21 protein-coding genes are annotated in these 18732 nt (G+C 73.8%); 7 read left to right on the top strand and 14 right to left on the bottom strand.

Translation table 11 applies throughout. From position 1 onward, the window contains the following. The first annotated feature begins 24 nt into the window (after positions 1 to 24). Positions 25 to 747 carry a DUF1990 family protein gene (locus L3X23_RS30170; RefSeq protein ID WP_237196516.1) on the top strand — a complete coding sequence of 241 codons (723 nt, stop codon included), beginning with the start codon at positions 25 to 27 and terminating at the stop codon, positions 745 to 747. On the opposite strand, the gene L3X23_RS30165 is transcribed toward L3X23_RS30170, so the two are convergent. From L3X23_RS30165 to L3X23_RS30145, 5 genes are all read right to left on the bottom strand, one after another. Next, positions 731 to 1480 carry a DUF1990 family protein gene (locus L3X23_RS30165; protein ID WP_237196514.1) on the bottom strand — a complete coding sequence of 250 codons (750 nt, stop codon included), beginning with the start codon at positions 1478 to 1480 and terminating at the stop codon, positions 731 to 733. The genes L3X23_RS30170 and L3X23_RS30165 overlap by 17 nt on opposite strands. Positions 1481 to 1511: 31 nt before the next feature. Continuing rightward, entirely contained in the window at positions 1512 to 2816 is a 1305-nt protein-coding gene (nhaA, locus tag L3X23_RS30160) for a Na+/H+ antiporter NhaA (RefSeq protein WP_237196512.1), read from the bottom strand. An 88-nt stretch (positions 2817 to 2904) separates the two neighbouring features. Next, positions 2905 to 3603: a methyltransferase gene (locus L3X23_RS30155; RefSeq protein ID WP_237196510.1), complete on the bottom strand. Its 699-nt coding sequence runs from the start codon at positions 3601 to 3603 to the stop codon at positions 2905 to 2907. A gap of 64 nt (positions 3604 to 3667) precedes the next feature. Next, positions 3668 to 3868: a cold-shock protein gene (locus L3X23_RS30150; protein ID WP_237196508.1), complete on the bottom strand. Its 201-nt coding sequence runs from the start codon at positions 3866 to 3868 to the stop codon at positions 3668 to 3670. A gap of 112 nt (positions 3869 to 3980) precedes the next feature. After that, positions 3981 to 4178, bottom strand: coding sequence for a hypothetical protein (locus tag L3X23_RS30145; RefSeq protein ID WP_143029929.1), 198 nt, complete (start codon positions 4176 to 4178; stop codon positions 3981 to 3983). Between the two features lie 347 nt (positions 4179 to 4525). On the opposite strand from L3X23_RS30145, the gene L3X23_RS30140 reads away from it, so the two are divergent. Continuing rightward, positions 4526 to 4729, top strand: a complete 204-nt coding sequence (locus L3X23_RS30140) for a cold-shock protein (protein ID WP_093077443.1) — start codon at positions 4526 to 4528, stop codon at positions 4727 to 4729. A gap of 59 nt (positions 4730 to 4788) precedes the next feature. On the opposite strand, the gene L3X23_RS30135 is transcribed toward L3X23_RS30140, so the two are convergent. The 7 genes from L3X23_RS30135 to L3X23_RS30105 all read right to left on the bottom strand — a co-directional run bounded on the left by L3X23_RS30135 (position 4789) and on the right by L3X23_RS30105 (position 10521). Continuing rightward, positions 4789 to 5679, bottom strand: coding sequence for an MBL fold metallo-hydrolase (locus L3X23_RS30135; RefSeq protein ID WP_237196506.1), 891 nt, complete (start codon positions 5677 to 5679; stop codon positions 4789 to 4791). Between the two features lie 63 nt (positions 5680 to 5742). Continuing rightward, complete coding sequence (locus tag L3X23_RS30130) at positions 5743 to 6516, bottom strand: ABC transporter permease (protein WP_237196504.1); 774 nt, start codon at positions 6514 to 6516, stop codon at positions 5743 to 5745. Continuing rightward, positions 6513 to 7460 (bottom strand): ABC transporter permease, encoded by a 948-nt coding sequence (locus L3X23_RS30125; protein WP_093076717.1) that lies wholly within the window; start codon positions 7458 to 7460, stop codon positions 6513 to 6515. The genes L3X23_RS30130 and L3X23_RS30125 overlap by 4 nt, the downstream gene beginning before the upstream one ends. Then, positions 7461 to 8999, bottom strand: a complete 1539-nt coding sequence (locus L3X23_RS30120; RefSeq protein ID WP_237196503.1) for an ABC transporter substrate-binding protein — start codon at positions 8997 to 8999, stop codon at positions 7461 to 7463. 60 nt (positions 9000 to 9059) lie between these two features. Next, positions 9060 to 9791: a glycoside hydrolase family 16 protein gene (locus tag L3X23_RS36390; RefSeq protein WP_237196500.1), complete on the bottom strand. Its 732-nt coding sequence runs from the start codon at positions 9789 to 9791 to the stop codon at positions 9060 to 9062. Between the two features lie 3 nt (positions 9792 to 9794). After that, positions 9795 to 9974 carry a hypothetical protein gene (locus tag L3X23_RS30110; protein ID WP_093076708.1) on the bottom strand — a complete coding sequence of 60 codons (180 nt, stop codon included), beginning with the start codon at positions 9972 to 9974 and terminating at the stop codon, positions 9795 to 9797. A 55-nt stretch (positions 9975 to 10029) separates the two neighbouring features. Continuing rightward, entirely contained in the window at positions 10030 to 10521 is a 492-nt protein-coding gene (locus L3X23_RS30105) for a PaaI family thioesterase (RefSeq protein WP_237196498.1), read from the bottom strand. A gap of 149 nt (positions 10522 to 10670) precedes the next feature. Between L3X23_RS30105 and L3X23_RS30100 the strand changes: the two genes are divergently transcribed. Both L3X23_RS30100 and L3X23_RS30095 read left to right on the top strand, forming a co-directional pair. Further along, on the top strand, positions 10671 to 12497 hold the full coding sequence (locus L3X23_RS30100; RefSeq protein ID WP_237196496.1) for a substrate-binding and VWA domain-containing protein: 1827 nt from the start codon (positions 10671 to 10673) through the stop codon (positions 12495 to 12497). A gap of 13 nt (positions 12498 to 12510) precedes the next feature. Next, entirely contained in the window at positions 12511 to 13284 is a 774-nt protein-coding gene (locus L3X23_RS30095; protein WP_237196495.1) for a hypothetical protein, read from the top strand. Here L3X23_RS30095 and htpX read toward each other — a convergent pair. Further along, entirely contained in the window at positions 13253 to 14113 is an 861-nt protein-coding gene (htpX, locus tag L3X23_RS30090; protein ID WP_237196493.1) for a zinc metalloprotease HtpX, read from the bottom strand. The genes L3X23_RS30095 and htpX overlap by 32 nt on opposite strands. A 288-nt stretch (positions 14114 to 14401) precedes the next feature. Here htpX and L3X23_RS30085 point away from each other — a divergent pair, with 288 nt between their 5' ends. The 3 genes from L3X23_RS30085 to L3X23_RS30075 all read left to right on the top strand — a co-directional run bounded on the left by L3X23_RS30085 (position 14402) and on the right by L3X23_RS30075 (position 18241). Next, the gene (locus L3X23_RS30085; RefSeq protein ID WP_237196491.1) at positions 14402 to 15160 is read left to right on the top strand and encodes an enoyl-CoA hydratase; all 759 of its coding nucleotides are present in this window, start codon (positions 14402 to 14404) and stop codon (positions 15158 to 15160) included. 106 nt (positions 15161 to 15266) lie between these two features. After that, positions 15267 to 17183 carry a 2-oxoacid:acceptor oxidoreductase subunit alpha gene (locus tag L3X23_RS30080; protein WP_237196489.1) on the top strand — a complete coding sequence of 639 codons (1917 nt, stop codon included), beginning with the start codon at positions 15267 to 15269 and terminating at the stop codon, positions 17181 to 17183. Then, complete coding sequence (locus tag L3X23_RS30075) at positions 17180 to 18241, top strand: 2-oxoacid:ferredoxin oxidoreductase subunit beta (RefSeq protein WP_237196487.1); 1062 nt, start codon at positions 17180 to 17182, stop codon at positions 18239 to 18241. The genes L3X23_RS30080 and L3X23_RS30075 overlap by 4 nt, the downstream gene beginning before the upstream one ends. Positions 18242 to 18278: 37 nt before the next feature. Here the strand turns inward: L3X23_RS30075 and L3X23_RS30070 are convergent, their stop codons facing one another. Further along, the gene (locus tag L3X23_RS30070) at positions 18279 to 18719 is read right to left on the bottom strand and encodes a hypothetical protein (RefSeq protein WP_237196485.1); all 441 of its coding nucleotides are present in this window, start codon (positions 18717 to 18719) and stop codon (positions 18279 to 18281) included. Positions 18720 to 18732: the final 13 nt, after the last annotated feature.

Here is an 18732-nt window from a genome sequence, read left to right as displayed (position 1 = left end):
AGGTTCCCGGTCCGCCGGGTATCCATGCCGGTGCGTGCACCCCGGTTCTCCCGCCCGAGCGGCGATCGCCGCCGCGTCGCCGCCGTCCTGCGGTGGCCGATCGGCATCGCGGTCGTGTCCTGGCAGTACCTCTGGCGCACGACGGCGATCCGGCGCGTCGAGGAGGAGGGCGACGACTCCGACCTGCCCGATCCCGTGCCGCCGGACCGGCTCGACGACCGGATCCAGCAGGTCCAGGACGGCTACGGCCCGCTGCTGCACCGGCGCTACCGCGTGCGGATCGTGGACGGCTGCCCGGCCGAGGAGCTGATGGCGCGCCTGGCCGCCGACCCGAACCGCTGGGCGCCGTCGGGGATGTCGGTGTTCCGGCGCACCCGCGGCGAGTCGGGGTCGATGAGCGTGGGCGACGAGCTCGTCGTCCGGCTGCCGGGGCCCTGGGACGGCCCGGTGCGGGTGATCGCCTCCGGCCCGCGCGGGTTCCGGCTCGCGACGCTGCGCGGGCACCTCGAGGCCGGGCAGATCGAGTTCCGGGTGCGGCCGGACGGCGCGGCCGTCGACTTCGAGATCGAGTCGTGGGCGCGGCCGGGCGACCGGCTCTCCCACCTGCTCTACAACCGCCTGCTGCTGGCCAAGGAGGTCCAGCTGGTGATGTGGACGCAGTCCTGTCTCGGCGTCGCCGCGCTGTCCGGCGGCCGGCGCGACGGGCCCCTGTCCGTGCACACCCGCAGGCTCACCGACCCGGAGTAGCGCCGGCGTCGACGAGTCGCACGGTCCAGGCCTCGAACCGGCCGGGCCTGCTTCCCGTGGGGGCCCGGACGATCCCGTCGGGCCCCGGTCGCGGGGCCGTCGCGGGCTCGCGGACCAGCACCTGCAGCCTGCGCAGGGCGTTGCGGTAGAAGCGCTGCTGGGTGTGCCTGCCGAACACCCGGAACCCCAGCCGCAGGACCGGGTTCGCGATCGGGGCCCGCCGGGAGTGCGCGATGATCCGGAACTCCACCCGGCCCGTGTCCAGCAGCTTGGCCACCTCGTAGGTCAGTCGGCCCTGCTCGATGTGCCCGTCCAGGGTCTGGTACGACCAGCCCACCCGACGCTCCGGCCCCTCCGGACCTTCGACCAGCTCGTCGTGCCGGTCGGTGACCCGCACCCCCATCAGCAGGCGCAGCAGCAGGAACCGGCCCTCCAGCACCATCGCCCGCCCGAGCAGGTCGCCGGGCGAGCGGTAGGCGGCCCGGACGATCGCGGGGTCGCTGAACTCGTAGCTGTTCACCAGGTCGACGGCGCGGGCGAACACCCCGTCTGCGGCCGGTTCCCCCGGGGCCTCCCGCCCGAGCACCGCGACGCGGCGGTCCTGGTGCCAGCCCACGGTCACCGCCGGCGGGGCCGCCGCCTCGTCGTAGTTCACGGGCCGGTCGGCCAGCGCGTCGAGCAGGCCGACGACGGGGTCGGCCCGTCGTCCGGGGCGGCGGGGAGTCGGGAGCACACCGGGCCTGTACCCCGTCCGGCGCGCGCGGTCACGCCCCGTCCGGGTCCGGGCGGGTCTGGTAGACGTCCGGGACGCCGTCCGCGTCGTCGTCCCGGGCCTCCTCGGCCGCGATGCGCCGGTAGTGGGCGTTGCGGATGCGCAGCACGACGGCGGCGAGCAGCGCCGCGATCAGCGAGGCGGTCAGCACGCCGATCGTCGCGTGGTCGGCGGCCGCCGTGCCGCCGCCGAAGGCGAGCTCGCCGATGAGCAGGGACACGGTGAAGCCGATCCCGGCCAACAACGACACGCCGAACACGTCCCACCAGCTCAGCCCGTCCGCCAACCGGGCCCGGGTGAACCGCTGGGTCAGCCAGGTCCCGCCGAGCACCCCGACGACCTTGCCGACGACGAGCCCGAGCACGACGCCCACCGTGACCCGCTCGGTCAACGACGCGAGGCCGCCCGAGTCCGCGAGGGACACCCCGGCGGCGAAGAACGCGAAGACGGGCACCGCGAACCCCGCGGAGAGCGGGCGGATCCGGTGCTCGAAGCCCTCCGCCAGGCCGGGCTGCACCCGACCGTCCCGGCGGGTGCGGTCGCGCACCGGCACGGTGAAGCCCAGCAGCACCCCGGCGACGGTGGCGTGCACCCCGGACTCGTGCACCAGGAACCAGGTCAGCGCGGCGAGGGGCAGCAGCACCCACCAGGCCCGCACCCGCCGCTGCACCAGGAACCCGAACAGCGCCAGCGGGAGCAGCGCGAGCAGCAGCGCCGCCGGGTCGAGGGAGTCGGTGTAGAAGAGGGCGATGATCGTGATCGCCAGCAGGTCGTCGACCACGGCGAGGGTCAGCAGGAACAGCCGCAGCGCCGTCGGCAGGTGGGTGCCCAGGACCGCGAGGACCGCCACGGCGAAGGCGATGTCGGTGGCCGTGGGAACGGCCCAACCCACCACGGCGTCGGTCCCGGCGTTGACCAGCACGAAGATCACCGCGGGTGCGGTCATCCCGCCGACGGCGGCCACGATCGGCAGCGCGGCGCGCCGCGGGTCACGCAGGTCGCCCGCGACGAACTCGCGCTTGAGCTCGACCCCGACCACGAAGAAGAAGATCGCCAGCAGCCCGTCCGCGGCCCACGTGGCGAGGTCCAGGTGCAGGGCGCCCGGGCCCACCTGCAGCGCGCCCAGTGCGAAGTAGGCCTCCCGCCACGGCGTGTTGGCCCACACCAGCGCGACGAGCGCCGCTCCCACCAGCAGGAGCCCACCCACCGTCTCGGTCCGCAGCACGTCCGCGATCCGGCGGGCCTCCGGCCACGATCCACGGCCGAACAGGGGCAGGCGGGAGAGGGCGGGGCGCACGGGAGACCTCCACGGGAGCAGGACGGATCATCACGCCGACCAGACTTCCCGGCACACCTGTCGCCAAGGGTAGAGCAGCGGGCGCGCGTCAGCCCGTCGGGGCCGCCCGCCGGATCCGGTGGACCGCGACGTCCGGCGAGGCCGTGGCGGTCGCGGTGACCACACCCCAGCGGCGACAGCCCTCCAGGAAGGCCCGCGCGGGCGGGCGGTGCTGGTCGGCGAGCCACACCTCGCCCGTGTCCCCGACCAGGCGGGGCAACAGGTCCGCGAGCGCCGGGAGGGAGGCGTGGTCGTAGAGCACGTCCGCGGCCAGGACCAGGTCCCACGGGGCGCCGGCGAGCGCGCACCACGGGTCGTCCCAGTCGCAGCGGGCCACCTCGAGCCGCAGCCCGTTGTGGCGGGCGTTGTGCGCCGCGTAGCGCAGCGCCCCCTCCGCCTGGTCGGTGGCGAGCACGCGGGCCCCGCGCTGGGCGGCGACGAGGCTGGGCAGGGCCAGCCCGCAGCCGAGCTCGAGCACCCGGACGCCCGCGAGGTCCGCGCCGCCCACGAGCGCGGCCAGCTCGATGCCGCTGGGCCACGGCTGGGCCCAGTAGGGCGGGTCGCCCGCGTCCCCGTCGTCACCGGTGCCGTGCTCGTAGATGCGCGCCAGGGCGTCCCGGGGGTGGGCGAGCTCGATCCGGCCGGTGGGCAGGTCGAGCACGGTGCGTCCGACGCCGCTCGGGTCGGAGTCGTGCTCCGCGCTCGGGGCGTCGCCGTACAGGGTCAGGCCGCGGAAGGCGGACCGCATGGATGCCTCGGGTTCTCTCGCGGACGTGCCCGCGTTCGGGGTGGGACCTGCGGTGGCGGACCGGTCAGAGCCGGAACACGCCGGTGACGGCGGGCCCGGTGTCCGCCTCGTGCAGGTCGAACTGCACCCGGTCGTGGGGGCTGAGGCTCTGGCTCCCGCCGCCGTCGATCTGGGCGCGGTGGACCGGGACCTCGCGGCCGTCGTCCAGCACGATGAGGCCGGTCCCCCGCTGCGGGTCGAACCAGCGGACCACTCCGGTGGCCATGACGGCCTCCTCTGCGCCCCGGCTCGACCGACGTCATCGGGCGGCAGGGCGGCGCGCCACGACAGGATGTCGTGACCGACCCTACGCGACCGTGTGGAGCGCCCGAACCGGGTCAGGGCAGGGGACGGTCCGCAGTCTCGATCCCGAGCATGTCCAGCAGCTCGCGGCAGTCCCGGGCGTTGTGCGCCTGGCCTGCCACCACTCGGGCGGCCCGGTCGTTCTGCACCTGGCAGGCGACGTCGTAGGCCTCGGCCTGGGCGGCCCACCCCTTCGGCTCCTGAGACGGACCATCGGACGCGAGCCGGACCATGTGGTGCTCCTTGGATCGACCAGCAGTCCCCGACCGCGGCGCGAGCGACGGTCCCGGGACGAGAACCTGTGCGACGAGTGCCGCGCATGGTCACCGGTGCTGTCCGATCAGACCGGTTCAGCCTACGCGGCACCGGCACGATTTCGGGGAGTCGGGAACCTTCGGGCCGGTTCGGCCGTTGAGCAGTGCAGGTCGTTCGGTTTTCGAGGTCCGTGTGCACTGCACGCTCGCGAGAACACGCGGTGGAGCAGTGGGTCGGCGTCATGAGGGCGCTCGGGACCTGTTCCGCCTGGGTCGGCCGGGCCCCGCAGTTCGCGGACGCGCCCAAGACCTGCGAGGAGCAGCACATGGCACAGGGAACCGTGAAGTGGTTCAACGGCGAGAAGGGCTTCGGCTTCATCCAGCAGGACGGTGGCGGCGCCGACGTGTTCGTCCACTACTCCGAGATCGCGGCGGACGGGTTCCGCAGCCTCGACGAGGGCCAGCGCGTGGAGTTCGAGGTGGGCCAGGGCAAGAAGGGCCCGCAGGCCACCGCCGTCCGCCTCGTCTGACGGCGAGCCCGCCTCCCCCTGCGGGAGGCGGGCTCCCGCCTGCGCGTCCCGCTCTGCAGTCACACGGTCTGGAAGCGTCCCGGCTCGAGCTCGGTGACGGTGCCCAGCCGGACCAGCCGCGCCAGGTGCTGCTCGGCGGTGCGGGCCTCCACGGTCTCCACGTGCGGCGCCGCCACGTGCGGCCGGTAGACGAACCGGCGCGCGACGACCTCGGCGAGGGTACGGGGCTCGGCCAGGAACTCGACCAGGGCCGCGTCCCGCCGCACGATCACGTCCCGGTAGGCGCCCAGCTTCGCGCGGAACTCCGCCGCGCCCTCCACCACGCCCTTCTGGTGGAACGTGCCGAACCAGCGCGCCTCCACCCGGCCGCAGAGCTCCAGCGAGCGCTCGAAGCCCTCCAGGCTGCTGACCCGGTCGCCGTAGTACGGCCCGAAGCCCGTCAGGTCGATGTCGGCGATGTAGAGGAAGCCCTCCGGCTCGACGAGCAGGCCGCTGTGGCCCGCGGTGTGCCCGGGCAGGTGCACGACCGTCGCCGAGCGGTCCCCGAGGTCGAAGCGGTGCCCGTCCGGCACCCCGACCGCGTCGGGCCGCGCCGCGAGCCGGAACTCCTCGACCGTCGACACCGCCGTCTCCGCCCGCTTCGCCGCCGGGAGGCCGTAGCCGTCCAGCAGGACGTCGAGGTCCTGCACCGAGGCGAGGTCCGCGGTGTGCACGTGGACGGGCGCGGGGACGTCCGCGAGCGCGGCGAGGTGGTCCTCGTGCGCGTGGCTGACGAACACCGCGTCGGCTCCCGGCACGTCGTCGACCAGGGCCAGTGAGGGATCCACGAGGAGCGTGCCCGCGCTCCCGCGCACCAGCAGCGAGTTGCCGTAGGGGTAGCCCCCGCCGTTCGCCGCGCGCAGCAACGTGACCCGCCCGTAGTCCACGGGTTCCCACCCGGTCGTCCCCATCGACGCCTCCCGTCCGTGTACTCCACCCTGCAGGGGCGGTTCAGTCTCCCGCAGCCCCCGCCCTCAACCGCCACCCCCGCTGAGCCTGCGGCCCAGGACCGTGGCCGCGGCGGCGGTGAGGACCACGGCCACCGAGGGGACGAGCACCACGTGGGGGGCCGCGAAGAGGTACTCGCGGCCCTCCGCGACCATCGCCCCCCACTCGGCCGTCGGGGGCTGCACGCCCAGCCCGAGGAAGGACAGCCCGGACACGGTGAGCAGGGTGCTCGCGAACCGCAGGCACGCGTGCGCGACCAGCGGCGGGGCGATGTTGCGGCTCACGTGCACGGCCAGCACGCGAGCGCGGGTCGCGCCGAGCGCGACCACCCCCTCGACGTACTCCCGGCCGGTCTCGCGGACGGTCAGCAGGTGGGTCTGGCGCGCGAACGGCGTCCAGCCGACCGCGCAGACCGCGACCAGCAGCGCGGGCACGCCGGGGCCGAGCACCACCGCCGCCAGCAGGCCGAACAGCACCGTCGGCAGCGCGGCGAGCAGGTCCGCGGTGCGCACCAGGACCGCGCCGAACGGCCCCTTCGACGCCCCCGCCACGAGCCCGACCGCCACCCCGAACAGCCCCGTCAGCAGCACCGCCGCCACGGACAGGCCCAGTGTCAGCCGGGCGCCGGCGACCATCCGGGCGGCGACGTCTCGGCCCAGCTGGTCCGTGCCGAGCGGATGGGCCGCGGACGGCGGGGCGAGGATCGCGGCGAAGTCCGGGACGTCGGGGTGCGGCAGCAGGAACGGCAGCACGACGATCGCGCCCACGGCGGCGGCGCAGGCGACCGGCCACCGCCTCACCGGGCCGCCTCCCGGTCCCGCGCCACGGGATCGGCGAGCAGCGCCACGACCTCGACCACGATCCCGGCCACCACGGCGACCGCCACGATGACCAGCGTGCCCGCCTGCACCACGGGCAGGTCCCGGGCCAGGACCGCGTCGTACATCAGCCTGCCCGCGCCCGGGATCCCGAACACGACCTCGACGACCACCGACCCGCCGAGCAGCCCGGCGACGAACATCCCGGACAGCGCGGTCACCGACACGCACCCGAGCCGGGCGGCGTGGCGCCAGAGCACGCGCCCCTCGCTCAGCCCCTTCGCCCGCGCGAGCCGCACGTGGTCCCGGGCGAGGACGTCGATCGTCTCGGCCCGGACGAGCTGCGCCGCGAGCGCCGCGGGATAGGCGGCCAGGGTCAGCGCGGGCAGCACCAGGTGCTGCGGGCCGCCCCACCCCAGCGCGGGCAGGACGCCGAGCCAGACCGCGGCGACCAGCACCAGCCACGGCGCGAGCACGAACTCCGGGACGCTCACCCCGGCGATCCCGACCGCGGACAGCACCCGGTCGAGCAGGCCGCCCGGCCGCCGCGCCGCGTACACCCCCGCCGGGATCCCCGTCGCGGCCGCGAGCAGCAGCGCGCAGCCCGCCAGCAGACCGGAGACGGCGAGGGCGTCGCCGAGCTGCGCCGCGACCGGCGTGCGGGTGACGTACCCGAGCCCGAGGTCGCCGCGCAGCACCGCGCCCAGCCACCGCAGGTACTGCCCGACGACCGGGCCGTCGAGCCCGAACTGCGCGGCCACCGCCGCCTCGACCTGCGGGTCCGGCGTCGCGCTCGCGACACGGGCCCGCAGCACCGCCCGCACCACCGAGTCGGTGTCCCCGCCGACCAGCCGCGGCAGCGCGAACGCCACCACGGAGGCGACGACCAGCAGCAGGGGCAGCGGGAGCAGGCGGCGGAGCAGCACTCAGGCGGCCGACCGGCTCAGCGACGGCAGGATCGGTCGGACGCCGAGCGGGTCCGGCACGAATCCCGTGACCCCGCGCGAGCCCGCGGTGTTGCGCGGGTGCACCACCATGACGCCCACGGCGTCGGTGGTCAGCAGCTGCGCGGCCTCGGCGAACAGGGCCTGCCGCTGCGCGGTGTCGCTCGTCTCGGCCAGCCGCTGGATCAGCGCGTCGTAGGCGGGCGAGCAGTAGTGGTCGAGGTTGTAGCTGCCACCGCAGGTGTAGTCCGAGGTCAGCGTGCTCGCCGCGTCCGCGTAGTCCGACAGGTAGCTGCGCGAGTTGAGGAACAGGTCGAACCGGCCCGCCAGCAGGTCGGGCTCCTGCGCCGCGTAGTCGCCCACGGTCAGCTCCACGCGGATGCCCGCCTGCTCCAGCATCGAACCGATCGCGGTGGCCAGCACGGGCATCTCCGGACGGTTCGGGAAGGTCCACAGCCGCGCCGTCAGCGGCCGGTCCGGACCGTAGCCCGCCTCCGCGAGCAGGGCCTTCGCCCGCGCGAGGTCCGCGCCGGGCGGCGGCGTGGTCGCCCCCCACGGCACGGCCGCCCCGAACAGCTCGCTCGCGGGTGCCGCCGCCCCGGCGAGCACCTGCGCGGCCAGGGTCGGCCGGTCGATCGCCGCGGTCACGGCCTGGCGCAGCCGCACGTCGCCGAACAGGGTGGACTGGCTCATGAGCAGCTCGACGGTGCGCGCGGCCGGGTACTCGGCGACGTCGGCGCCCGCCGACCGGACCTGCTCGACCGCCGCGCCCGGCAGGCCCTCGGCGAACTGCAGGTCACCGGACTGCAGCCCCAGCGCCCGGGTCTGCGGGTCCGGGAGGTACCGCACCGTCACCCTGGCCGCGCCCGCCTTCGGGCCCCAGTAGGCGTCGTTGCGGACCAGGACGGCGGAGTCGGTGCCGTTGACCGTGTCGAGAACGTACGGGCCGGTGCCGGTGCGCAGGACCTGCGGCTGCCCGCCGCCGGAGTAGGCGGCGGGCGCGAGGATGCCGAGGTTCCCGCTGCTCATCCGCATCGGCATGATCGGGTCGGGGACCGCGGTGGTGATCCGCACCGCGTCGGCGCCGTCGGCGCCGTCGGCGGCGACGGAGAAGCCGATGCCGCGGATCGCGCGCGGCGGCGCGGCCACCCCGGCGACGTACCCGAGCGCGGTGACCACGGCGTCGGGGGTCAGAGGGGTGCCGTCGTGGAAGGTCACGCCGGGGCGCAGCACGAACCGCCAGGTGCGCGGGTCCGCGGTCTGCTCCCACGAGGTCGCGAGGCCCGGTGCCGGTCGGGCCTGGTCGTCCACCGTGGTGAGGGTCTCGGCCACGCCCAGGCTCTGCAGGCGGGCGCCGTCGTCCGCCTCGAAGGCGTAGGCGGCGCGGGGCGGGAACTGCAGGCCCACCGTGATCTCACCGTCCGGGTCCGCCCCGTCCGCGGCGCCCGCGCCCGCACATCCCGCGGCGAGGGCGACCACCGCCACCGCCGCGAGCACCACTCCGGGCAGTCGTCGCCCCATCATCGCTCCTGTCGCGCGTTCCACCTGTGGAGCGAATCATCTGTGCAACTGTTCAGGTCGTCAATGTGACTCGGACGTGACCCGGCGGACCTCGAGCTCGGGCGGCCGGGGGTCGGCGGGCCCCTGGGCCGGGAAGTCGAACACGCCGAGGATCAGCAACATCGGGTAGTCCGGGGACTGGCGCGACCGCCGGACCACCTCGCCGTCGAGCCGGAAGTCGACGCCGTCGGGGCGCCAGTCCACGGCGTAGGTGTGGAACTCGGCCACGTCGATCTCCCGCGGCTCCGCCGCGAACTCCTCGTGCAGCGCCGGGTCGCGGAACGCGTGGATGCCGCAGCCCACCGCCCGCGGCGCGGTGCCGAACACCTCCACCAGACAGATCTCGCCGCAGCGCTCGGGGGCGTCCTCCATGCCGATCATCCAGGCGGAGAACATCGACCGCGGCCCGATCCGGGCCCGGCACTCCACCTCGACCGTGCCGTGGTGCGGGACCAGCCCGCGCAGCTCGGACTGGGCCTCGCGGACGGTCAGCCCCTCCCGGAAGGGCTGCTGCCCCCGGGTGCTCCCGACCGGGCCGGACCAGTTGCCCGACTGCACCGCGGACACCCGCAGCGGCGGATCGTGGCGGTCCGGACACCAGACGGGGTGCTCGGGCGGGATGCTCAGCCGCAGGCCGCCGCCGTCCTCACCGCCCACCTCGTAGGTCGCGGCGGCCGCCGCGCGCGAGCTCCACGCGGGCAGGTAGGCCGGGAGCCAGCGGGCCGGGTCCAGGATGGTGAACCGCTCCTCCACGCCCTACCCCTTCACCCCGAACTCGGCCTTCACCTCGGCGCGGAAGCCGTCGTAGTCCTGGGTCGCGGCGAGGCCGAGCTCGCCGATGCAGTCCGCGCAGCGGCCGACGATCCGCAGCAGGGACTGCCTGCCGCAGCGGACGCAGGTCTGCGGGAGCGCGGTGGTGTCGTCGTCGTCGGACATGGGCAGAGTCTGCCGCACGCCGCCGCGCAGGCCGACCGCGCGTCCGGCGGAGGGGTCAGCGCAGCACGATGCAGCTCGAGCTGCCCGTCGCCAGCAGCCTGCCGCCCGCGTCCCGCAGCTCGGACTGGGCCAGCGCGGTGCGGCGGCCCGCGTTCACCACCCATCCGGTGGCCTCGACCTCCCCGGTGGCCGCGGTCATGGGGCGCAGGAACTTCACGTCGAGATCGAGGCTCGTGTACCCGACGCCCGCGGGCAGCGTCGTGTGCACGGCGCAGCCCATCGCGGAGTCCAGGAGGGTGGCGAAGACCCCGCCGTGCACCGTGCCCAGCGGGTTGTACTGGTACTCCCCGGGGACCATGCGGAACACCACACGGCCCTCCCCGAACGAGGCCAGCTCGAACCCGACGAGCGAGAGGATCGGCGGGGCGGGCAGCTCACCCGCCTGCAGCGCCGCGAACACCTCCATGCCGCTCATCCCGGCCGCGGCGGCCATCGTCGTCGGGTCCTCCCAGGTGTGGGTCCGCTCCCGGGGCTGCACGGTCGTCATGCGGGGGAGCCTACCTGGATAGCGGTCGCGAACCCAGCCCCGGCGGACGGCGACAACGATCCGGTCGCGGCCCGGGGGAAACGTCGGGTGTGCCGGATAGCGTGATCGTCTCCGGACCAGGAAGGCCCGCCCGTGACTGAGGCCCGCTCGTGACGACACCCAGGCCCCGCCGCCGCATCGTCCCCCTCGTCATCGCCCTCGTCGTGGGGGTGGCACTCGTGATCGGCGTGCGCGCGTGGGTGACCGGCGGGTCGGGTGGTTCCGGCGGGGACGACCCGGCGCCGAGCCGGGCCGACCGGGCGGACTGCGTGCCGTTGAACGTCACGGCGTCCTCGGAGAAGGCGGCCCTGCTCGCCGCCGTCGCGAACAGCTACAACAACACCGACCGCGAGGTCGACGGGCGGTGTGCGGACGTGCGGGTCACCTCGTTGGCGTCCGGCGAGGCGGCCCAGGCCCTGGCCGCGGACTGGAACGAGGCGGCGTACGGCCCGAGGCCGGACGTCTGGAGCCCCGCCGCGTCGTCCTGGGCGGGTGTGCTCGAGCAGCGACTCACCGAGGCGGACCGGCCGAACCTGGTGCCCGCCGAGCGGCCGTCGGTGGCCCAGACACCGCTGGTCATCGCCATGCCGCAGCCCATGGCGGAGGCCCTGGGCTGGCCGGACCGAGAGATCGGCTGGGCCGAGCTGGCGGCGTTGGAGGCGGACCCGGCGGGCTGGGGCGCGCAGGGGCACCCCGAGTGGGGCCGGTTCACCCTCGGCAAGACGAACCCCACGCTGTCGACCTCGGGGCTGAACGCCACGGTCGCGGCGTTCTTCGCGGCGACCGGGCGCTCCACGGACCTCGTGTCCGCAGACGTCGCGGACCCCGCGAACCGCGAGTTCGTGCAGCGGGTGGAGAGCGGCGTCGTGCACTACGGGGACACCACGCTGACCTTCCTGCGCAACCTCGCGGAGGCGGACGCGCGGGGCAACTCGCTGTCCTACATCAGCGCGGTCACCGTCGAGGAGAAGTCCGTCTGGGACTACAACCAGGGCAACCCCTCCGGCGACCCCGAGACGGCGGGCCAGGGCCCGAAGCCCCGCGTGCCGCTCGTCGCGATCTACCCGCGAGACGGCACGCTCGTCTCGGACAACCCGTTCCTCACCCTGACCGCGGACTGGGTGGACGCGCCGAAGCGGGCGGCCGCCGCGGACTTCCTGTCCTACCTGCGCGAGCCGGACCAGCAGCGGCGGTTCACCGACGCGGCGTTCCGCAGCTTCGAGGGCACGCCGGGCGCCCCGATCACCCGGGAGAACGGGCTGCTGCCGCAGGCGCAGCTCGCGGTGCTCCAGCCGCCCGCGGCCGCGGTGCTCGACGAGATCGTCACCTCCTGGACCGACCTGCGGAAGAAGGCGAACCTCGTCTTCGTGCTGGACGTCTCGGGCTCGATGGGCCAGTCCGTGCCCGGTGCCGGGAGCACCCGCCTGGACCTGGCCAAACAGGCCGCCGAGGAGGGGTTGGGGCTGCTCGGCGCGGAGGACACGCTCAGCGTGTGGACCTTCAGCACGCCGCGGGGCACGGAGACCGACCCGTTCCGGGTGGTCGTGCCGCCGGGGCAGGTCGGCGCCTCCCGCGACCAGGTGCGCCGTGTGGTGCAGGGCCTCGAGCCCGGCGGCGGCACGGCGCTCTACGCCACGACCCGCGCGGCCGTCGCGCAGGTGCAGCAGACCTTCGACCCGAACCGGATCAACGCCGTCGTGCTGCTGACGGACGGGGTGAACGAGTACCCCGCCGATAACGACCTGGCAGGCCTCGTGTCGAGCCTCGACACCGAGGACACCTCGCGCGCGGTACGGGTCTTCCCGATCGCCTACGGCGAGGACGCGGATCTCGACGTGCTCACCCGGATCGCCCGCGCCACCCGCGCCGCGTCGTACGACGCCGGGGACGAGGCCTCGATCCGCCGGGTCATGACGAACGTGATCTCGAACTTCTGAGGGGGCCGCTCGGATGGGTCTGAAGGAGCGGCTGGCCGATCCGTGGGCGGCGGTCGTCGGTGCGGTCGCAGGCGGGCTGACCTGGGCGGTCGTCCCGGCGGGCGGGGTGGGCATCGCGGCGGGTGCCGGCGTGGCCGTCGTCGTCTACGGGGCCAAGGTGGTGTCCGACGCGATGCTGAACCGCTCCCCCGCCGCCGCGCAGGCGGCCGTGCCCGTCGCGCTGCCCGACCCGCCGCGCGGCAGCTCCGCGCGGCGGCTCCTGGACCGGGCGGAGGAGGCACTGCGGGCGCTCGACGGCACCGTCGAGAACGCCGCGGCCGGGGTCACCCGTGACCAGATCAGCGCGATCCGGGACACGGCGTCGAGCGCCTCGACACAGGTGCGGCGGCTCGCGGGCCAGGCCACCGCGTTCGACCAGGCCTGCGGGCAGATCCCCGTGGAGCGGCTGCGCGAGGAGCGGGGCAGGCTGCAGCGCGCCCGCCCGACGGACCCGGCGGTACGGGAGGAGCAGGCCTCGGCGCTGCGGGGCGTCACCGATCAGCTCGCCACCTACGACCGGATGACCGCGGCCCGAGACGCCGCCCTGGCCCGGCTGCACTCGACCGCGGTCGGGCTGGAGGGGTTGCGCACCCGGGCCGTCGAGCTGCTCGCGCTGGCCGCGACGACCGGCGCGGGACCGGGGGACGAGCTCGTCGAGGAGCTGGGCGCACAGCTGGATGCGCTGCGCGCCGGGCTCGACGAGGTGAACCGCCTGGCTAGCGGCGGGCCATCGCCTGGAGCCGCCTGATCCGGTCCTCGATCGGCGGGTGGGTGGCGAACAGCCGGGCCATGTGCTCGCCGGGCCGGAACGGGCTGGCGATCATCAGGTGGGCCTGCGAGACGAGCTGCGGCTCGGGCGGGAGCGGCGCGAGGGCGGTGCCGTACTCCAGCTTGTGCAGGGCCGAGGCCAGGGCGAGTGGATCGCCGGTCAGCCGGGCGCCGGACGCGTCCGCCTGGTACTCCCGCGACCGGCTCACCGCCATCTGCACCACGCCGGCGGCGACCGGCCCGAGCAGGGCGATCAGCAGGGCCGCGATCGGGTTCGGCCGGTCCTCGTCCCCGCCGCCGAAGATCCCGGCGAACATCGCCATGTTCGCCAGGAAGCTGATCATCGAGGCCATCGCCCCGGCGACGCAGGAGATGAGGATGTCGCGGTTGTAGACGTGGGACAGCTCGTGGCCCAGCACGGCGCGCAGCTCGCGTTCGTCGAGCAGCTCGAGCAGGCCGGTGGTGGCACAGACGGCCGCGTTGCGGGGGTTGCGGCCGGTCGCGAAGGCGTTCGGCGCCTCCGTCGGGGACAGGTAGAGCTGCGGCATCGGCTGGCGCGCACGCTGCGAGAGCTCGCGGACGATCCGGTACAGCTGCGGCGCCTCCGCCTCGGTGACCGGTCGCGCGTGCATGGCGCGCAGGGACATCTTCGCCGAGTTGAAGTAGGCGTAGCCGTTCATCGCCAGCGCGACGAGCACGGCGAGCATCAATCCCGTCCGGCCCGCGACGAGCCCGCCGATCAGCAGCACGAGCGCGCTCATGCCGCCGAGCAGGACCGCCGTCTTCAGACCGTTGAGATGACCGTGCACCGTTCCTCCCTCGTTCCTGCCGCGACAACGAACCGGCGCGGAGAGGTGTTCCGCGCAGACCTGTGCTCTCCGTGTCCTTTGCACTGTCGGCGGATCCGCACCCGACATGAGGCACGAGCCCGCCCTCCACTCCCCTTTGCAGTGACAGCGGATCCGCACCCGACGCGAGGCACGAGCCCCCCGTGACCCTTTGCACTGTCAGCCGATCCGCACCTCACGTGAGGTGCGGATCGGCTGACAGTGCAAAGGGGCGCGATCACCACAGCTCCCCCGTGTCAGGATCAGGCCATGACCACCGAAGTTCAGACGTCGATCACCGACGGAGTCGCTCTGCTGACCGTGTCCAACCCCGAGCGCCGCAACGCGATGAACCTCGAGCTGGCAGGCATGCTGGTCGCGGCGCTGGACGCCGCGGTCGCGGACCCCGCCGTCGGCGCCGTCGTGATCACCGGCGAGCCGCCGGCGTTCTGCGCGGGCGGGGACCTGGCCGAGCTGCAGGGTGCCGACCACGAGCGGCTGCGGGCCGTGTACTCGGGGTTCCTCGCGGTGGCCGAGTGTCCGCTGCCGACGATCGCGGCGGTGAACGGCGCGGCGGTGGGCGCGGGCCTCAACCTGGCACTGGCCTGTGATATGCGTCTCGCCGGCCCCGGCGCGAAGTTCGACACCCGCTTCATGCCGCTCGGTATCCACCCCGGCGGCGGCTACACCTGGATGATCGAGCGCGCTCTCGGGACCCAGGGTGCCAAGGCCATGACGCTGTTCTGCGACGTCCTCGACGCGGCCGAGGCCGAGCGCGTCGGGCTCGTCTGGCGCCGGTACGACAACGACGAGTCCCTGCTTGCGGGCGCCCTGGAGCTGGCGGGCCGGGCCGCGGCGGCGCCCCGCGCGCTCATCGAGACCACCAAGGCGACGATGCGGATCACCGCGGGCCCCCTCTCGCACCGGGAGGCGACGGAGATCGAGGTGCGCGCCCAGGCCGCGACCGTACAGTCGGAGGAGTTCCAGAAGCGGGTCGCGGCGCTGCAGGCGCGGATCAGCAAGCGGTGATCGACGGGTGTGACGCCGCCCGGCCTCAGGCACACTGAACGACATCGGACGTTAACCTCGTCCGTACTCACCATGCTCTCGAGTGGAATCGGGGAATGACCTCGACATGACGTCCAACGACGCCGCCGTCACGTCCGTGCCCGAGGTCGTGACCAAGGACCGTGTGGTCATCCGGTTCGCGGGTGACTCGGGTGACGGGATGCAGTTGACGGGTGACCGGTTCACCTCGGAGACCGCGACGTTCGGCAACGACCTGTCGACGCTGCCGAACTTCCCCGCCGAGATCCGCGCCCCCGCCGGGACCCTGCCCGGAGTCAGCTCGTTCCAGCTGCACTTCGCCAACTACGACATCCTCACCCCCGGTGACCGCCCGGACGTGCTGGTGGCGATGAACCCGGCCGCGTTGAAGGCGAACATCGCCGACCTGCCCCACGGCGGGGTGTTGATCGTCAACACCGACGAGTTCACCAAACGGAACCTGACCAAGGTCGGCTACGCCGCCAACCCGCTCGAGGACGACAGTCTCTCTGATTTCCAGGTGCATCCGGTCGCCATGGCCACCCTGACCCGGGGCGCTCTGGAGGAGACCGGGCTGTCGAAGAAGGACGCCGAACGCGCGAAGAACATGTTCGCCCTCGGCCTGCTGTCCTGGATGTATCACCGCCCCCACGAGGGCACCGAACGGTTCCTACGCGAGAAGTTCGCCCGCCGCCCCGAGATCGCCGAGGCCAACATCCTCGCCTTCCGGGCCGGACACGCCTACGGGGAGACCACCGAAGCGTTCGCCGTCACCTACGAGGTCGCCCCCGCCAAGCTCGCCCCCGGCACGTATCGGCAGATCACCGGGAACACCGCGATGTCCTACGGCATCGTCGCGGCCGGGCAGGTCACCGGGCTGCCGGTGTTCCTGGGCGCCTACCCCATCACCCCCGCCAGCGACATCCTCCACGAGCTGTCCAAACACAAGGCCTTCGGTGTGACCACCTTCCAGGCCGAGGACGAGATCGCCGGAGTCGGAGCCGCCCTGGGCGCCAGCTTCGGCGGGGTCCTGGGTGTCACGGCCACCTCCGGGCCGGGGATCGCACTCAAGGCGGAGACCATCGGGCTCGCCGTCGCGCTGGAGCTGCCGCTGTTGGTGATCGACGTGCAGCGTGGTGGCCCGTCCACGGGGCTGCCCACCAAGACCGAACAGGCCGACCTGCTCCAAGCCATGTTCGGGCGCAACGGCGAAGCACCCCTGCCGATCATCGCCCCCCAGTCCCCGGGGGACTGCTTCCACGCCGCCGTCGAAGCCGCCGCCATGGCGGTCAAGTACCGCACCCCCGTCATGGTGCTCTCCGACGGGGCGCTCGCGAACGGGTCCGAGCCGTGGAAGGTCCCCGACGCCGACACCCTCACGCCGGTCGACCCCGGGTTCGCCACCGAACCCAACGCCCCCGACGGGTCCGGGGAGTTCTGGCCCTACCTACGCGACCCCGAAACCCTCGCCCGCCCCTGGGCGATCCCCGGCACACCGGGGCTGGAACACCGCATCGGCGGGCTGGAGAAAGCCGACGGGCGCGGGTCCATCTCCTACGACCCGGACAACCACGACCGGATGATGCGGCTACGCCAAGCCAAGATCGACGGCATCGAAGTCCCCGACCTGCAGGTCGACGACCCCACCGGGGACGCCGAGCTGCTCGTCGTCGGCTGGGGCTCCACCTACGGGCCCATCGTCGCCGGCGCCCGGCGGGTCCGCGGGCTCGGACACCGCGTCGCGACCGCGCAGATCCGCAACCTCAACCCCCTGCCCGCCAACCTCGGGCAGGTGCTGCGCTCCTACAAGACGGTGCTGGTCCCGGAGATGAACCTCGGCCAGCTCGTCCTGCTGCTACGCGCCCGCTACCTCGTCGACGCCAAGTCCTACACCAAGGTCTCCGGGCTCCCGTTCAAAGCCGAGGAGCTGCAGGACGTGTTCCTCGACTACCTCACCGGCACCCACCCGAACACCAGCACCACCACCAACGGAGCCATGGCATGAGCACCGACCTCGGTCTCCCGTCCATCGGCGGGCTGGACCTCGTCCCGCACACCGAGGACAAGCAGACCGCGAAGGACTTCACCTCCGACCAGGAGGTCCGCTGGTGCCCCGGCTGCGGCGACTACGCCGTGCTCGCCGCGGTGCGCTCCTTCCTCCCCACGCTGGGGATCAAGCGCGAGAACACCGTGTTCGTCTCCGGCATCGGCTGCAGCTCCCGGTTCCCGTACTACCTCAACACCTACGGCATGCACTCCATCCACGGCCGCGCCCCCGCCATCGCCACCGGCCTCGCCACCAGCCGCGAAGACCTCTCCGTCTGGGTCGTCACCGGCGACGGCGACGCACTCTCCATCGGCGGCAACCACCTCATCCACGCGCTGCGCCGCAACGTCAACCTGAAGATCCTGCTGTTCAACAACCGCATCTACGGCCTCACCAAAGGCCAGTACTCCCCCACCAGCGAGGTCGGGAAGGTCACCAAGTCCACCCCCATGGGCTCACTCGACCACCCCTTCAACCCCATCTCCCTCGCGTTGGGTGCCGAAGCGTCCTTCATCGGGCGGGCCCTCGACAGTGACCGCAAAGGCCTCACCGAGGTCCTCGCCGCCGCCGCCGCGCACCGCGGCTCCGCGCTCGTGGAGATCTTCCAGGACTGCCCCATCTTCAACGACGGCAGCTTCGACCTGCTGCGCAAGCCGGAGACCAAGGAACAGCGGCTCATCGCCGTCCGCCACGGCGAGCCCATCGTGTTCGGCCCCGAGTACGACCGGTACGCCGTGGTCCGCGACGGGTTCGCGTTGAAGGTCGCCCGCGCGGCCGAGGTCGACGCCGCCGACATCGTGGTCCACGACCAGGAGAGCCACGAGCTCGCCTTCGCCCTGTCCCGGCTCAGCGACCAGAACCTCGACCACACCGTCACCGGCATCTTCCGCAACGTCGACCGCACCACCTACGACGACGCCGCCCGCGCCCAACTCCAACAGGCCAAGGACAAGACCCCGAACGCCGACCTCCAGACCCTGCTCAACGGCCGCGACACCTGGACCATCGCCGGCTGACCCGGCGTGGACGCCCCGCTGGCCGGGTGTCGAGCCGCTACCCGCCGGCGGGCGGCGGCTCGGGCTCGTCCGGCGGGGTGAACAGCCGGCCGGGTCGCCGGTCGTGGGCACCCGGCTGTCGCGGGATCCGCGGATCGAGCTCGGGGCCCGGGTGGCGCAGCCGGTCGAGCGCGCCGAGCGCCGAGGGTCCCGTCCGGCGCGGCGGGACGCTGTCGAGCCCGGCCAACGCCGGGTTGGTGGGTACCGGACCGGCGACCGAAGGGGTGCCGGGCGTGCGCCGAGCATGGCGCGGCACCCCGGGCAGGGGACTCGGCGGAGCCTGCGCGGCCTGCACCGGGTCCATGGGCTCGGGGGCGGTCGACGGCTCGGGCGGAGCGGGCCGTCGCCGCCCCGGTCCGATCGCGAGCCAGGTCAGCAGCCCGCCGAGCAGGAACGAGAGCAGGCAGAGCACCCACATCTGGGCGAACACCGCGGCCATCCCCACCTCCTCC

Source organism: Pseudonocardia sp. WMMC193 (assembly GCF_021728735.1).
GTDB lineage: Bacteria > Actinomycetota > Actinomycetes > Mycobacteriales > Pseudonocardiaceae > Pseudonocardia > Pseudonocardia oroxyli.
This window is presented reverse-complemented; position numbering and strand designations above follow the sequence as displayed.

What these genes read in the sequence shown, in the direction of transcription:
- L3X23_RS30170 (WP_237196516.1), top strand. Translation starts at nt 25, where the DNA reads ATGCCGGTGCGTGCACCCCGGTTCTCCCGCCCGAGCGGCGATCGCCGC.
- L3X23_RS30155 (WP_237196510.1), bottom strand. Translation starts at nt 3,603, where the DNA reads ATGCGGTCCGCCTTCCGCGGCCTGACCCTGTACGGCGACGCCCCGAGC.
- L3X23_RS30150 (WP_237196508.1), bottom strand. Translation starts at nt 3,868, where the DNA reads ATGGCCACCGGAGTGGTCCGCTGGTTCGACCCGCAGCGGGGGACCGGC.
- L3X23_RS30145 (WP_143029929.1), bottom strand. Translation starts at nt 4,178, where the DNA reads ATGGTCCGGCTCGCGTCCGATGGTCCGTCTCAGGAGCCGAAGGGGTGG.
- L3X23_RS30140 (WP_093077443.1), top strand. Translation starts at nt 4,526, where the DNA reads ATGGCACAGGGAACCGTGAAGTGGTTCAACGGCGAGAAGGGCTTCGGC.
- L3X23_RS30135 (WP_237196506.1), bottom strand. Translation starts at nt 5,679, where the DNA reads ATGGGGACGACCGGGTGGGAACCCGTGGACTACGGGCGGGTCACGTTG.
- L3X23_RS30120 (WP_237196503.1), bottom strand. Translation starts at nt 8,999, where the DNA reads ATGGGGCGACGACTGCCCGGAGTGGTGCTCGCGGCGGTGGCGGTGGTC.
- L3X23_RS30110 (WP_093076708.1), bottom strand. Translation starts at nt 9,974, where the DNA reads ATGTCCGACGACGACGACACCACCGCGCTCCCGCAGACCTGCGTCCGC.
- L3X23_RS30105 (WP_237196498.1), bottom strand. Translation starts at nt 10,521, where the DNA reads ATGACGACCGTGCAGCCCCGGGAGCGGACCCACACCTGGGAGGACCCG.
- L3X23_RS30095 (WP_237196495.1), top strand. Translation starts at nt 12,511, where the DNA reads ATGGGTCTGAAGGAGCGGCTGGCCGATCCGTGGGCGGCGGTCGTCGGT.
- L3X23_RS30085 (WP_237196491.1), top strand. Translation starts at nt 14,402, where the DNA reads ATGACCACCGAAGTTCAGACGTCGATCACCGACGGAGTCGCTCTGCTG.
- L3X23_RS30080 (WP_237196489.1), top strand. Translation starts at nt 15,267, where the DNA reads ATGACGTCCAACGACGCCGCCGTCACGTCCGTGCCCGAGGTCGTGACC.
- L3X23_RS30075 (WP_237196487.1), top strand. Translation starts at nt 17,180, where the DNA reads ATGAGCACCGACCTCGGTCTCCCGTCCATCGGCGGGCTGGACCTCGTC.
- L3X23_RS30070 (WP_237196485.1), bottom strand. Translation starts at nt 18,719, where the DNA reads ATGGCCGCGGTGTTCGCCCAGATGTGGGTGCTCTGCCTGCTCTCGTTC.